Here is a 498-nt window from a genome sequence, read left to right as displayed (position 1 = left end):
CTGAGCCGCACCGTGGCCGCAACGGAGACGGTGACCGTCAGCTACACCAAGCCCGAATCTGGCGCCGTGGTGCAGGACGCTGCCGGCAACCATGCGGCGAACTTCAGCGCAAACCCCGTGGTAGCAGACACCACGCCCCCGATGATCAGCACCGCCGTGGTCACCGGCAACCAGTTGGTGCTCACGTACACCGAAGCGGGCACCCTGGACGCGGCAGCGTTCGCGGGCAGCGCAGGCTATGCGGTCGGCACCGCCGCAGGCACGGCGGCCATCACCGTGAGCAGCGCCGTGGTGAACGCCACGGCCAAGACCGTCACGCTCACGCTGAGCCGCGCCGTGGCCAACAGCGAGACGCTGACCGTCAGCTACACCAAACCCGAATCCGGCGTCGTGGTGCAGGACGCTGTCGGCAACGACGCAGCAAACTTCAGCGACCGGGCCGTCATCAACAACACGCCAGCGCCAGTAGACACCACGCCCCCGGAGTTCCATAGCGCC

At 67.9% G+C, this 498-nt stretch carries 1 protein-coding gene; it reads left to right on the top strand.

Annotation, left to right across the window (positions count from 1 at the left end):
- Positions 1 to 498, top strand: a 498-nt coding sequence (locus tag VTU_RS28695) for a SwmB domain-containing protein (RefSeq protein ID WP_040893292.1), incomplete at both ends; no start/stop codon positions are given.

The organism is Verminephrobacter aporrectodeae subsp. tuberculatae At4, from assembly GCF_000193225.1.
Lineage (GTDB): Bacteria > Pseudomonadota > Gammaproteobacteria > Burkholderiales > Burkholderiaceae_C > Acidovorax > Acidovorax aporrectodeae.
This window is presented reverse-complemented; position numbering and strand designations above follow the sequence as displayed.